Origin of the sequence: Dechloromonas sp. A34 (genome assembly GCF_026261605.1) — a bacterium.
Classification (GTDB): Bacteria; Pseudomonadota; Gammaproteobacteria; order Burkholderiales; family Rhodocyclaceae; genus Azonexus.
In genome coordinates, this window is record NZ_CP102486.1 from 4,151,555 (window position 1) to 4,164,450 (window position 12,896).

The window sequence follows — 12,896 nt, forward strand, 5'->3', positions numbered from 1 at the left end:
AGACAAATCTAAAATTGCTGGCCTATACTTGTAAGTAACTTATTACTTGTAAGTCGCCATGCCTATCAAGCAACGTCAATCTACGGAGTCTCGCCAGGCAGAAATCATCGCCACCATGGTTCGGCTCTCAGCCGAGCGCAGCCCCGCAGACATCACAACTACGGACATCGCCAAGGCCATGAGGGTGACTCAAGGTGCCCTGTTTCGGCACTTCGCCACCAAGGAAGCCATCCGCCTTGCCGTTATTGAGTGGATAGAAGAACATTTGATGTGCGAACTCCTGGCAGCCAAGGACAGCGCGCCAAACGCATTAACCGCTCTCAAGGCCATGTTCATGGCTCACGTTGGTTTTGCCAAAGCCCACCCTGGCGCCCCTCGTCTGATTTTTGGTGAGCTTCAACAACCCGCAGAATCCCCAGTCAAGCAGCGGGTTCAGCAAATCATGCAGCGCTATAGACTAACTCTGGCTCAAACCCTAGCTGCGGCAATTGAGGCAAAGCTGGTTCGCGCCGATGTCGATTGCCCATCAGCAGCAGCCCTGTTCCTTGGGGCCATTCAAGGCCTGGTCATTCAATCCATGCTGAGCGGAAGCACTGAACAGATGGAGCAACAGGCGGTCGGCATTCTGGACCTTTATCTTGCTGCCCTCGGGGTCAAATCATGAGGCTCAATAATTTTTTCAGTCGCAAGTTTGGCTTGGTGGCTTTTGCAGTGCTTCTTCTGGTTGGATTTGGCTTTGTAGTGGCCCGCTCCGGCCCACTGGCACCAACCAAGGTCACTATCACTCGGGTCGAAACCGGCAGTCTGTCGTCATCGCTGTTCGGCATTGGCACCGTCGAAGCGCGCCGCAGCTATTTTATTGGACCTACCGCAGCCGGTCGGGTGAAATCAGTGCAGGTTGATGTCGGTGAGCACGTCAAGGCCGGACAACTACTGGCGGAAATCGACCCAGTTGACCTGGACGAACGACTTCGTTCCCTTGATGCCTCGTACGCTCGGGCGTCCAGCGCGGTTTTGGCGGCCGAGGCGCAGCGCAAGGATGTTCTGGCACGCCAATCAGTGGCCAATTTGAATGCCAAACGCTATCGCGACCTCGGCGACAAGCATTTCGTCAGCCCGAGTGCAGTTGAGAGCAAACAACAGGAATTGACCTCGGCTCAAGCCGCCGTCGATGCGAGCGAAGCCAACCTGCAAAGCGCCCGCCAGGAAGTCGTCCGCCTGAAGGCTGACCAGGATGGCTTGCGTCAGCAACGGAATAACCTGCGCTTGGTCGCGCCCATTGACGGCGTGGTGACTAGTCGTGACGCCGAAGCCGGCTCGACTGTAATTGCAGGGCAATCAGTCCTCAAGTTGATAGCGCCCAACAGTCTCTGGGTTAAAGTTCGACTGGACCAGGGGCGTTCTCGTGGTCTAGCTGCAGAACAAGCCGCAAGTATTGCCCTGCGCAGTAATCCGGGAACACCTTTAACTGGCAGAGTAGTTCGGATTGAACCGCTCAGTGATAGCGTGACCGAGGAGCGCATCACCCTGGTTGCCTTTGACCAGATTCCGGTTGGTCTCAGCATTGGTGAAATGGCCGAGGTGACAGTACAAACAGCCGCCAATCAAACCGGCCTGACACTGCCCAATGCAGCTATCAAACAAACTCCTCAAGGCGCTGGCGTATGGAAACTGCACGATGGTAAGCCCGCACTTGTTGCCATCAAACTTGCTAGCAGCAGCTTGGATGGTTTGGTACAGGTGCTGGACGGCATCAGTTCAGGCGATGAAATCGTCGTCCACAGCGAGCGCGAGTTGTCGGAAGGCGCTCACGTCAAGGTCGTTGAACAACTGGCGGGACAACGCAAGTGATAAGCCTGGCCGGTCGAGACATTCTGCATTCCTGGTCGAAGTTCGTACTGACAGGCATTGGCCTTGGCTTGCTGATTGGCGTGACCTTGACCATGGCCGGGGTGTATCGCGGCATGGTCGATGATGCCAAGGCGCTGCTCAACAATAGTGGCGCTGACTTGTGGGTTGTGCAGCAGGACACGCAGGGGCCGTATGCAGAGTCGTCGAGCATCCATGATGACGTGTACCGCTCATTACTTAGCCTGCCGGGCGTGGCTCGCGCCGCCAACGTGACATATCTGACCATGCAAGTTCGTCTGAACAATACCGATGTTCGGGCCATGGTCGTGGGCTTCGAGCCAGGGCAGCCGGGAGAGCCGGGGTATTTGGTGGCTGGTCGCCACATCACCCGTAACCATTACGAGGCCGTAGCCGACGTTAAAACCGGATTCCAGTTGGGTGACACCATTCGAATTCGTCGGCATGACTATCGAGTCGTTGGTTTAACCCAGCGCATGGTTTCGTCCGGTGGCGACCCGATGGTTTTCATACCGCTGAAGGATGCTCAGGAGGCCCAGTTTCTTAAGGACAACGATGCCATCCTCAATGAGCGGGCAAGGACTGCAGCCAATCCCTCGTTGAATCGCCCGGGCGTACCGGGGCTGCTTGAGGCCGTTCAGGCATCGCAAAACGCCAACCGAAATGTGAATGCCGTGCTGGTTCAAGTGTCATCCGACAGACCGCCCGACATGGTCGCAAACGAAGTCAGACGCTGGAAACACCTGCAGGCCTACACCCGCTTACAGATGGAGGACATCCTGGTCGCCAAGCTGATTGCCACCTCCGCAAAGCAAATTGGGATGTTTCTGGTCATTCTGGCGGTGGTCAGTGCAGCCATCGTTGCTTTCATTATTTACACGATGACCTTGGGCAAGATTCGTGAGATTGCCGTGCTGAAGTTAATAGGCACGCGCAACCGGACCATTGCCGGAATGATTCTTCAGCAGGCAATGGGCCTCGGGCTTATTGGGTTTCTGGTCGGCAAGACTTCGGCAACGGTATGGGCGCCCTTTTTCCCGAAATATGTGCTTCTCGAACCAGGCGATGCGCTACGAGGCTTTGTTGTGGTGATGGTCATTTGTGCGCTGGCCAGCACCCTGGCGATTCGGACCGCCCTGCGCGTTGACCCGGCTACGGCCATTGGAGGGTGATATGAAGGGCTTCGGGATTCATATCGAAGGCTTGAGCAAGCGTTATGGTGAGGGCGATACCGCCGTCGACGCCCTGAAAGACGTCAATATGACCGTCGCCCCCGGGGAGGTGGTTGGATTGATTGGCCCCTCTGGTTCGGGGAAGAGTACCTTGCTCAAATGCCTGGGCGCGGTCATTGAGCCGACGGCGGGCAAGATGACGGTAGGCGATGAAGTCATCTACGACAATGGCTGGAAAATCCCAGACCTTAGGGCTTTGCGCCGCGACCGGATTGGGTTCGTATTTCAGGCGCCTTACCTTATCCCCTTCCTCGATGTCACCGACAACGTCGCCTTGTTGCCGATGCTGGCCGGCAAGCCGAATGGAGAAGCTCGCAAGCGGGCAAATGAACTGCTGGAGGCCCTGGATGTGGGACATCGCGCCAAGGCGCAGCCCTCTCAGCTTTCCGGTGGTGAGCAGCAGCGCGTGGCGATTGCTCGCGCCTTGGCCAATCAACCGCCAGTAATTCTGGCGGATGAGCCGACAGCGCCGCTGGATAGCGAACGGGCACTAAGCGTTGTGCGCATTCTCAACGACATGGCTCAGCAGTTTCGAACCGCCATCATCGTGGTCACCCACGACGAGAAAATCATTCCCACCTTCAAGCGTATCTACCACATACGGGATGGGAAAACCTATGAAGAGAAAGGACTTGGGGCTGTCTAACCCGAAATCTGATACCTCAGTATTTCAACCATCCACTTAATAGGAGGCGGCGTATGTTTTTTGTACTCATTTTTTTGATTCTGGCGGCTACGACGTCTTACATATTCCCTGAGTGGTCTTGGGTCACGGTCTTGCTGGCTTCGTTCGGATGCGTTGCTGCGCTACGGATACTGCTGGCAGTGACATCTCGTTCAGATAACGCGTCGAACAAAGCGGAATAGAGACTGTTTTTTGAATTCCATGCCGTTCAAACGGCTAGTTAGCTACACTTAGGCATATTTCAGCATTCGGCCAATAGCGGAAACTGGCGACACTAGGATTGAATGGTTGCAACCTGTCTTATTCCAGACCGACCTCACCCACTACAATCACCAGAATACTGAGCTAGAATCCGGCCCATGCGTCGCATTCTGGCCATCCTTCTCATCTGTCTTCTGCCGCTCCAGCTTTCACTGGCAACGGCTGCAAGCCTGCATGGGCATCTCGATGATTTCGAGGTCGCCGTGGGATTTCATGCCCACGATGATGAAGGGCACCATGAATTCGCCGAAGTTACGGGAGACGTAGTCGTTCATGGCGACATGCACGCAGACCACGACGATGATGGCCATCACGATGGACACTTCCATCACGTCTTCAGCATGCTCGTCTTCGAAGTCCCGCAAAATATTGCCTCACCCGAATTTCGAAGTGAGTTGCCTGGCCCATCTGCGACATTCACCTCGCACATCCCCCGCGTCACTGACCGACCTCCGTTAGCCCGGCTTTAACGCCGGCTAGCCGTATTTCCGCGAACTGCCCTGGGCAGTCTTCGTCGTTGTCGCCTGCCGGCCACCTCGTTTCCATTTGCATGCCCCGAGGAATCCGATGCGACACCTATTCTGTGTATTATTGGCTGCGCTGCCACTGGCCGCCGCCGCACAAGCGTCATCCCTGACCGAAAGCGAAGCTATTCGGCGTGGCCTGGCTCGTACTGAGGTCTCTGACCTGAACAACGCGCTTGTTGACGCCGCACAAGCCAATGCGCTGGCTGCGCGGGTGCTGCCCAACCCCACGCTGTCCTACGGGCGCGACAAGGGGCGTGGCGCCTCCCCGAGCACGGAGGAAACCTGGCTGGTTTCCCAGAGCTTCGATATTTCCGGCCGGCGTGGACTACGCCAGGAAGCTGCCGAGGCACGAGTGGAAGCCGCCTATGCGGGCAACACCCTGCGTCGAGATGAATGGGCTGCGGAGATTCGGCGTCGTTTCCACGAAGCGCTCCTCCATCAGGAAGCGGCACGTGCGACCCAGACCTGGACCGAGCGCTTTGCCCGCGTCGAAAGCCTCGTCGACAAGCTCTCCCGGGCCGGCGAAGCCTCGGGCTATGACCGTCGCCGCCTGGCCCGCGAACGACAAAGTGCCGATGCACGCTTGCAGACAACGCAAGGGGAACTGGAACGCGCCAAAGAACGTCTGGCGGCACTTCTTGGTTCTGCTGGCCAAGTCCCCGACACACTGGTTGGTGAATTGCTGCCAAATACGCCAGTGGCCATGCCCGACGTTGCCAGCGTACTTGACCAGCGCCCTGACCTGCAAGCATTGGCCCGTCGAGCCGAGGCAGCCGACCTCGAAGGTCGGGCCGCCGGCCGGGGCTGGATTCCCGATGTCACCTTGGGTGTTGGCCCCAAGCAAACCGATAACGGCATCAGCCGGGAGAACGCGACGGTCATGACGGTCGCCATCCCGTTGCCGGTGTTTGACCGCCAGCAGGCTGGCCAACGCCGGGCAGCCGCCGAAGCCATGCAAGCGCGCAGCGAATATGGGCTAGCCAAAAGCCGCGCCGAAGGCGAATTGCGCGGCTTGCAACGCCAGCTCGAACGCCTGACGGCCGCCGCCAAGTCCTACCGCAGCAAAGCAGTGGCCGAGACGCCGGAGTTGCTGCGCATCGCCGAATCGGCCTATCGCGGCGGGGAATCCTCCCTGCTTGAACTGCTTGATGCCTACCGCGGTGCGCTGGATACCGAGATTACCGCACTCGAACTGGAATGGAAGGCGCGCCAGGCGCGCATCGAATACGACCTACTGACCGGGACCGTGACGCAATGAACAAGACCCTGATAGCTACCCTGTGCGCCGCGCTGCTCCTCGGCGCTTGCAATAACGCCAACCAGCCGCATGACCATGACAAGTCCGCAGCAGCTGAACAAGGGCATGGTCACGACCACGGCGCCGGTGGCGTAAAAATCACCCACTACGGTGACAAGACCGAACTGTTCGTCGAATTTCCCCAACTCGTCGTTGGTGAGGAATCACCCTTTGCCGCCCATCTCTCGACGCTCAGCGACTTCCGGGCGCTGGCGGCCGGCAAGGTGACCGTCATTCTGTCCGGCAATGGCCTGCCGGAAGAGTCCTTCTCTATCGAGGCCCCCAGCCAGGCGGGTATTTTCAGGCCAATCGCCATGCCCAGAATGGCCGGAAAAAGGGAGTTGACCGTGGAAGTGGTGACGAAAGACTTCACCACCCGCCACAACCTGGGTGCTATTTCCGTCTATCCCGACCGCAAGCGTGCAGAAGCCGAGCACCCGGAAGATGATGAAGGCAGCATCGGCTTCACCAAGGAACAGCAGTGGAAGGTGGATTACGCAACGGCGGAGGTGGCCAAGAAAGTCATGCGCACCTCGGTACCGGCATCCGGAACCCTTATCGCACGCCCGGATGGCGAGGCTCTTATCACCGCGCCCGCAGCCGGGACGGTCAAAGCCTCGGGCAACTTCCCGGTGCTGGGTCAGAAAATCACCAAAGGCCAGATATTGGCCTACTTCGCCCCGCGTCTGGGCGGCGACACCGACATGGCCTCGCTTCAGGCCGATGCACGTAAAGCCAAGGTGGAACTGGACCTGGCCAGCCGTGAACTGGCCCGGATGGAGGGCTTGTTCAAGGATGAAGCGGTTCCTGAAAAACGTCTGCTCTCTGCCCGCGCTCAGGAAGCTAGCGCTCGAGCCACATTGGAAGCGGCCGATGGCCGTCTGGGGCAGTACAGTGGTGCCAGTGGTGGCATCCCGTTGCGCTCGCCGGTGAGCGGTGTTCTGGTCGATGTACGCGCCACCCCGGGTGGCTTTGCACAGGAAGGCAGCACGCTATTCCACGTCGCCGACCGCCGCGTCTTCTGGCTGGATTTGAAGGTACCGGAATCGGATGCGGTACGCCTGCGGGCGCCGACCGGGGCCACCTTCCGTGTCGATGGTATCGAGCAGGCCTTCGAGGTGAGTGCCGGCAAGAACGGGCGTCTCATCGCAGTCGGCGGCGCGGTGGATACCGTGACCCGGACGGTGCCCGTGGTCTTCGAGTTCTCGCAACCGGATGAGCGCCTGCGGATTGGCATGGCCATCAAGGGGCAAGTCGTTTCCGGCAGCAGCAAGGAGGTCCTGGCCATTCCTGCCTCGGCTGTCATCGACGAGGCCGGTATCCCGAGCGTCTTCATCCTGCGCAGCGGTGAATCCTTTGACCGCCAGGCGGTTCGTCTGGGCGCCCGCGATGGCGATTGGGTCGAGGTCATCGAAGGCCTGGAGCCCGGACAACGGGTTGTCTCGCGAGGAGCCTACCTGGTCAAACTGGCGGCGACCAAGAGTGGAGAAATCGGCCACGGCCACGCGCATTGATGAGGTGACGACATGATTGGACACATCATCGCCTGGTCACTGCGCAACAAGCTGTTTGTGCTGCTGGCCGGCATTCTGTTGCTGGTCTGGGGAAGTTGGCAGGCCACGCGCACCCAGATTGACGTTTTTCCTGACCTGACCGCACCGTCGGTCACCGTTGTTACCGAAGCCCATGGGATGGCACCGACCGATGTCGAAACCTTGGTCACCTTCCCCATCGAGACGGCACTGAACGGCGCACCCAGCGTCCGTCGCGTCCGCTCGGCCACCAAGGTGGGACTGTCGGTGGTCATCGTCGAGTTCGAGTGGGGCACCGACCTTTACCGGGCTCGCCAGGTCGTGGCCGAACGCCTGCAAGTGGCGCGCGCTTCGCTGCCACCTGATGTGGCGGCACCGGCCATGACGCCTGCAGCCTCAATCATGGGAGAAATCCTCTTCATCGCCCTGAACTCCGACCGGCATTCCGGCATCGTCCTCAAGAACACGGCAGAACAGGTGCTCAAGCGGCGCATTCTGGCCGTGCCTGGCGTGGCCGAGGTGCTGCCTATCGGCGGCGACACCCAGCAATTCCAGGTTACGGTGAAGCCTGAGCGCCTTGCTGCCTATGGCGTGACGCTCGACCAGGTGACGCAGGCGCTGCGCGACTCGAACCAGAATTCCTCCGGCGGCTTCTACGTCGAATCCGGCCAGGAATACCTGATTCAGGGCTTGGGGCGTATCAACACCCTCGACGACATCGGCGACACGGTCATCAGTGCGCGCGACGGCCAACCGGTTTTGATACGGCACATTGCCGACGTCGGCATTGGTGCCGCGCCGAAGCGCGGTATCGGTTCGCATAACGGGAAGCCGGCAGTCATCCTGGGCATCCAGAAACAGCCCGGTGCCAATACGCTGGAGCTGACCGAGCGCCTTGACCAAACCCTGGAGGAAATCCAGTCCGGTCTGCCCGAGGGCATGAAAATCGAGCGTCACATTTTCCGGCAAGCCGATTTCATCCGCGTCTCCATCGACAATCTGCTCACCGCGCTGCGCGACGGAGCCATCCTGGTCATCGCCATCGTCTTCGCCTTTCTGCTCTCGGCGCGGGCAACAGCCATCACTTTGATAGCCATCCCGCTGTCGCTGGTCACGGCCATCCTGGCGATGAAGGCACTGGGTGCCACCATCAACACCATGACCCTGGGTGGCATGGCGATAGCCTTGGGTGCTTTGGTGGACGACGCCATCATCGTGGTCGAGAACATCGTCCGCCGGCTGCGTGAGAACCTGGCCAAACCCGAGGCGGGGCAACGAGCTGCGGTCACGGTGGTTTACGAGGCGACGCGCGAGATTCAAGGCTCCATCGTGTTCGCCACAGTCATCATCATGCTGGTTTTCATGCCGCTCTTCTTCCTGAGCGGGGTGGAAGGCCGTCTGATGGTGCCATTGGGCTTCGCCTATGTCGTTTCCCTGGCGGCGTCTCTGCTGGTGGCAATTACCGTGACGCCAGTGCTTTCGGCACTGTTTCTGCCCAAGTCGAAGATTGTCGAACAAAGCATTGAGCCGCGCTTTATTGCCTCCTTGCACCGCGGGTATCGACGAATACTGGAAGCGACGGTCAGCCGGTGGCGCCCGGTGGCCCTGCTCAGTGCTGGGCTGCTGATTGCTGCGTTGGTTGGCCTGGCGCTGGCCGGACGGACCTTTCTGCCGGACTTCAATGAAGGCACGCTGACGGTCAGCACCGCCACCTTGCCGGGAACCGCACTGGAAGAATCCGGCCGCATGGGCGAGATGGTCGAGCAAATCCTGCTGTCGCACCCTGAAGTAATCAGTACCGCCCGCCGCACCGGCCGTGCTGAGGGTGACCCGCATGCGATGGATGTGTCAGCCTCGGAAATCGAGGTCACCCTCAAAATGGGAGAGCGCAGCAAGGAGGCCTTCCTGGCAGCCTTGCGTGGCGACCTCGCTTCCGTACCGGGCACTCAGGTGGTCATCGGCCAGCCAATTTCCCACCGCATCGACCACATGCTGTCCGGCAACCGCTCGAACATCGCGGTGAAGATATTTGGACCGGACCTCAACGAGCTTCGCCGGCTGACCGGGGAAATCAAGACCTTGGTCACAGCGGTGCCTGGCGCCGTCGATGTTTCGGATGAGCAGCAGAGCGACATCCCCTTCCTGACCATGCGCTTCAAACGCGATGCGCTGGCCCGCCATGGGCTGTCGATTCGCCAGGTGGCCGAAGCCGTTGAGATGGCTTTCTCCGGCATGGCGGTCAGTCGTATCCAGCAAGGCCAGGCAACCTATGACCTGACGGTTCGTTTCGACCCATCCACCAAAGAGAATCTGGATGCAGTGCGGGCGACGCTCATCACCACGGCCAGCGGCGCACGGCTACCGCTGTCTGCCCTGGCTGAAATCCGTAACGACCGGGCGCCGTACTACATCACCCGTGAGAACGTGCAGCGCAAGATGGTCGTCATGGCCAACGTTGCCGAACGCGACCTCGCCAGTGTGGTGTCCGACATCCGTACCCGCGTCAGCAGCAAGGTCAGTTTGCCGCAGGGCTACCATGTTGAGTATGGCGGGCAGTTCGAGAGTGCTGAGGATGCTGGCAAAACCCTCGCCATTCTGGGCGTGGGCGTCATCGTCGGCATCTTCCTGCTGCTCTTCGTGGCCTTTGGTACGGCACGGGATGCCATGTTGGTGATGCTGAATCTACCGCTGGCCATTATTGGTGGGGTGATTGGGGTATTTGCCACGGGCGGCATCTTGTCCGTAGCTTCCATCATTGGCTTCATCACATTGTTCGGCATTGCCACCCGCAATGGCGTGATGATGATTGCTCACATTCACCATCTGGTTGAGCAGGAAGGCGTCAAGGATGCCAGGGAAGCGGTTGTTCGAGGTGCCGAGGAACGATTGGTGCCCATTCTGATGACGGCCTTGGCGGCCGGCCTGGCATTGGTGCCGCTCGCCTTGGCCTCCGGGCAACCCGGGAGCGAGATTCAGGCGCCGATGGCAGTCGTTATCCTGTTTGGGCTGGCAAGTTCGACGCTGCTGAATATGGTCGTTGTGCCGGCGCTTTATCTTCGCTTTGGGCAAATAGGAAGAACTATTGCAAAAATCCCCTCCTTGCTTGATTGAAGCAAATATAGAACCCATTTTTGTCGGCAAACCATCAAGGAAATTAACATTACTATGATGGCTTGACCCGCACACCATGAATGGCGAGGACGGTTTCGATTCAATGCGGATGGCTGGCGTGGTGAGCGTCCGGAAAGTGGGCATGGATATGCACCATCGGCTCGTGCCGATGTAGATGCGCGTGCTTTGTTCCAGGAGCTATCGGAGTCCCGTGTATGTGCTGGTGATGTTCGTCGTGGGTGTGCTCGTGACTGTGTTCGACGGATTCGTGGGCATGCTGATGTTCGTGGTGCTCTGTTAGGTGAAGCCAAAGGCCAATAGCCATGAGTAGCCCCGCGGCCACCAGCGGGAAAGTAATCGGTTCACCGGCCAATAGCGCCAAGGTTGCACCAAAGAATGGTGCCACGGAGAAATAGGCTCCCGTGCGGGCGGTACCGAGATGGCGCATCCCGACGACAAACAGGACCAAGCTCAGACCATAAGCGAGAAGCCCCACGACCATGGCTACCTGTACGGTCGACCAGTCCGGCAACTGGTTTCCCAGTGCCAGACCAAGGGACACATTGACGCTGCCGGCAACGGTCCCTTTGACGGCGGCAATCCAGGTTGCGTCCAACAGGGCCACTTTGCGTGTCAGGTTGTTGTCGATAGCCCAGCACAAGCAGGCGCCCAGTATTGCCATGGCCGGTAGCGCCCCGGCAAACCGGGTTTCACCGGGCCAACTCAAAATTACTGCTCCGCCGGCAATGGCCAGCATGCCCAAGCCGATTCGCCGGTCGAAGTTCTCCTTGAAGACGACCCAGGCCAGCACTGCGGTCAGGACGCCTTCGGCATTTAGTAAGAGAGCTGCCCCTGAAGCAGGCATCCCGGTCAGGCCATACATCAAAAGCACTGGTCCAGCGATACCGCCAGTCAGTACCGCAGCAGCCAACCAGGCAGCCTCGCCGCGCAGGAGGGAAACGGCTGGTGCATGAGTCACCAGGCGGTATAGCGTAAGACCAAGACCAGAACCCAGATAGAGCAGCCCGGCGAGCATCCAGGGACTGGCATCCTGCAACAACCACTTGGCAATCGGTGCGCTAGCGCCAAACAGCAACGCGGCGACAAGCGCGGCGGCGACACCATGATTTAAAGAGTGACTGCGGACTGACATAGTCTTCTGATTGTCTCATTGCAGACGTTCGGCAGTCATGCCACCAACGTCAGTAAAGGCTCGGGTTGCGACAGACCTCATTTCGAATTCATAGCCAGAAAGCGGCCATTGAAATTCCACTTCCTGGAAGCGGCCAGTTGCCACAGGGTACTCTGGCCACAAAGCGGATAGTCAGTTAGTCGTCGGTTGAAGAGCAATAACTGCCATACCTATGAGCGCAATCATCGCTCCCGAGACATCCCATCTGGTTAATGAAACACCATCCACGAATTTGAGCCAGAGCAGCGCGACGGCGATATACATACCGCCATATGCCGCGTAAGTCCTCCCCGCCGCTGTGGGGTGTAGTGTTAGTAGCCAAGCAAAAAGGGCCAATGAAATGGCTGCCGGTATTAACAGGTACAGCGGCTTACCTTGCCGAAGAAATAGCCAAGGGAGATAACAGCCGATAATTTCGGCCAATGCCGTTACGGCAAACAATAGGCTTAGACGTAGCAGTTCCAAGAATCACTCCAGCGTGTTGAGACTGCATTCTTGCACACACGTCGATTTTTGTTCTTGGCCGGATTGAGGCAGTGACGCCGGCCACTTGCTCGCCGTAAACCGGCTGTTGAGCGGGGATAGTTGAGGCCCTGGCTATTCAAATTGGAAGGCGACCTCGACCGGCAGTTCGTGGCCGAAAAAAGCCCTAATCCATCGGAGCCATAGCCTTAGGGACGTAGCTTGTAGGTTTCATCAAAGATATGTTCGAGCGGTGGATGGACACCCCGGATGCCATCAATAACAGCCTTTGCCCAATCAAAATATTCTTGCCGACGCTGAAGCGACCAATCGGCGGGGGGGCTTCCAGCTACATCACGCAGGTTACAAATCTTGTCAGCAAGCTTGACCAGTTTAGCCCTGCGGCTAAGGGTTTCGGCATGCTCAATTTGCAACCTCTTCCGTTCTGCCTTCGGCAGTGTCTTGTCATCGGTAACTTCCATCACGATACCGGCAATCTCCTGCCCGAATTCACGCACCAGTTCTTGCTCAGTGGTTTCTGTATCTTCAAGCGTGTCATGAAGTATAGCTGCAATCAGAACTCGCTCATCATCAACACCACCTTCGTTGGCCAATACAGTAGCCAAACCGATAGGATGATTGATGTATGGAGAAGCCGCCAAGTCTTTGCGACGCTGGTCACGGTGTTTGTTAGCGGCAAACGCAATAGCAGCGAGTAAGCGATTCAT

At 58.5% G+C, this 12,896-nt stretch carries 11 protein-coding genes; 7 read left to right on the forward strand and 4 right to left on the reverse strand.

The window, feature by feature from the left end; translation table 11 throughout:
* Positions 1–58: 58 nt before the first annotated feature.
* Genes NQE15_RS20695 through NQE15_RS20710 form a run of 4 tightly spaced genes read left to right on the forward strand, consistent with a single transcriptional unit; the run spans position 59 to position 3,747 of the window.
* Complete coding sequence (locus NQE15_RS20695) at positions 59–664, forward strand: TetR/AcrR family transcriptional regulator (RefSeq protein WP_265944305.1); 606 nt, start codon at positions 59–61, stop codon at positions 662–664.
* Positions 661–1,851 carry an efflux RND transporter periplasmic adaptor subunit gene (locus NQE15_RS20700; protein WP_265944307.1) on the forward strand — a complete coding sequence of 397 codons (1,191 nt, stop codon included), beginning with the start codon at positions 661–663 and terminating at the stop codon, positions 1,849–1,851. The genes NQE15_RS20695 and NQE15_RS20700 overlap by 4 nt, the downstream gene beginning before the upstream one ends.
* On the forward strand, positions 1,848–3,041 hold the full coding sequence (locus NQE15_RS20705) for an ABC transporter permease (protein ID WP_265944310.1): 1,194 nt from the start codon (positions 1,848–1,850) through the stop codon (positions 3,039–3,041). Before NQE15_RS20700 ends, NQE15_RS20705 begins: the two co-directional genes overlap by 4 nt.
* A 1-nt stretch (position 3,042) precedes the next feature.
* Positions 3,043–3,747: an ABC transporter ATP-binding protein gene (locus NQE15_RS20710; RefSeq protein WP_265944312.1), complete on the forward strand. Its 705-nt coding sequence runs from the start codon at positions 3,043–3,045 to the stop codon at positions 3,745–3,747.
* 449 nt (positions 3,748–4,196) lie between these two features.
* Here NQE15_RS20710 and NQE15_RS20715 read toward each other — a convergent pair whose 3' ends face one another.
* The gene (locus tag NQE15_RS20715) at positions 4,197–4,412 is read right to left on the reverse strand and encodes a hypothetical protein (protein ID WP_265944314.1); all 216 of its coding nucleotides are present in this window, start codon (positions 4,410–4,412) and stop codon (positions 4,197–4,199) included.
* Positions 4,413–4,614: 202 nt separating this feature from the next.
* On the opposite strand from NQE15_RS20715, the gene NQE15_RS20720 reads away from it, so the two are divergent.
* The 3 genes from NQE15_RS20720 to NQE15_RS20730 are packed head-to-tail and all read left to right on the forward strand — an operon-like array spanning position 4,615 to position 10,514.
* Positions 4,615–5,832, forward strand: a complete 1,218-nt coding sequence (locus NQE15_RS20720) for a TolC family protein (RefSeq protein ID WP_265944316.1) — start codon at positions 4,615–4,617, stop codon at positions 5,830–5,832.
* Positions 5,829–7,385 carry an efflux RND transporter periplasmic adaptor subunit gene (locus NQE15_RS20725; RefSeq protein ID WP_265944318.1) on the forward strand — a complete coding sequence of 519 codons (1,557 nt, stop codon included), beginning with the start codon at positions 5,829–5,831 and terminating at the stop codon, positions 7,383–7,385. The genes NQE15_RS20720 and NQE15_RS20725 overlap by 4 nt, the downstream gene beginning before the upstream one ends.
* A gap of 12 nt (positions 7,386–7,397) precedes the next feature.
* Positions 7,398–10,514, forward strand: coding sequence for an efflux RND transporter permease subunit (locus tag NQE15_RS20730; RefSeq protein WP_265944320.1), 3,117 nt, complete (start codon positions 7,398–7,400; stop codon positions 10,512–10,514).
* Between the two features lie 100 nt (positions 10,515–10,614).
* Here the strand turns inward: NQE15_RS20730 and NQE15_RS20735 are convergent, their stop codons facing one another.
* The 3 genes from NQE15_RS20735 to NQE15_RS20745 all read right to left on the reverse strand — a co-directional run bounded on the left by NQE15_RS20735 (position 10,615) and on the right by NQE15_RS20745 (position 12,896).
* The gene (locus NQE15_RS20735) at positions 10,615–11,667 is read right to left on the reverse strand and encodes a DMT family transporter (RefSeq protein WP_265944322.1); all 1,053 of its coding nucleotides are present in this window, start codon (positions 11,665–11,667) and stop codon (positions 10,615–10,617) included.
* 171 nt (positions 11,668–11,838) lie between these two features.
* Positions 11,839–12,171 (reverse strand): YnfA family protein, encoded by a 333-nt coding sequence (locus NQE15_RS20740; RefSeq protein ID WP_265944324.1) that lies wholly within the window; start codon positions 12,169–12,171, stop codon positions 11,839–11,841.
* 206 nt (positions 12,172–12,377) lie between these two features.
* On the reverse strand, positions 12,378–12,896 hold the full coding sequence (locus NQE15_RS20745; RefSeq protein WP_265944326.1) for an HD domain-containing protein: 519 nt from the start codon (positions 12,894–12,896) through the stop codon (positions 12,378–12,380).

Bases quoted from the DNA above. Each gene is read 5' to 3' on its own strand.
- NQE15_RS20695 (WP_265944305.1), top strand. From the start codon at position 59: ATGCCTATCAAGCAACGTCAATCTACGGAGTCTCGCCAGGCAGAAATC.
- NQE15_RS20700 (WP_265944307.1), top strand. From the start codon at position 661: ATGAGGCTCAATAATTTTTTCAGTCGCAAGTTTGGCTTGGTGGCTTTT.
- NQE15_RS20710 (WP_265944312.1), top strand. From the start codon at position 3,043: ATGAAGGGCTTCGGGATTCATATCGAAGGCTTGAGCAAGCGTTATGGT.
- NQE15_RS20720 (WP_265944316.1), top strand. From the start codon at position 4,615: ATGCGACACCTATTCTGTGTATTATTGGCTGCGCTGCCACTGGCCGCC.
- NQE15_RS20725 (WP_265944318.1), top strand. From the start codon at position 5,829: ATGAACAAGACCCTGATAGCTACCCTGTGCGCCGCGCTGCTCCTCGGC.
- NQE15_RS20730 (WP_265944320.1), top strand. From the start codon at position 7,398: ATGATTGGACACATCATCGCCTGGTCACTGCGCAACAAGCTGTTTGTG.
- NQE15_RS20735 (WP_265944322.1), bottom strand. From the start codon at position 11,667: ATGTCAGTCCGCAGTCACTCTTTAAATCATGGTGTCGCCGCCGCGCTT.
- NQE15_RS20745 (WP_265944326.1), bottom strand. From the start codon at position 12,896: ATGAATCGCTTACTCGCTGCTATTGCGTTTGCCGCTAACAAACACCGT.